This window comes from Pseudoalteromonas sp. 19-MNA-CIBAN-0066 (genome assembly GCF_040308705.1).
Lineage (GTDB): Bacteria > Pseudomonadota > Gammaproteobacteria > Enterobacterales > Alteromonadaceae > Pseudoalteromonas > Pseudoalteromonas nigrifaciens.
Map to the genome: position 1 here is coordinate 1 of NZ_JBEONZ010000479.1, position 206 is coordinate 206.

Below are 206 nucleotides of genomic sequence, written 5' to 3' on the forward strand. Positions count from 1 at the left end.
GAGCACGATAAAACGTTTTTGTTTTACAAAGACATGGCCTCACTACTTAAAGATATCAAGACGTTCGAAGAGTTTAATTGGATCAAAGCATTCGATTCTGCGGCAGCTCAACAAGTTGCCCGCGACCTAGAATTAGCGCTCAAGAATGCTTTTACTAAAGGTCGCTTGCAACGCTTTCCAAAGCACAAGATCTCATATAAAAAGAA

The 206-nt window shown here is 40.3% G+C and carries 1 pseudogene; it reads left to right on the top strand.

Annotated features, from left to right (window positions below):
* Positions 1–206: pseudogene (locus AAEZ18_RS19900) on the top strand (RNA-guided endonuclease InsQ/TnpB family protein); the annotation flags it as partial.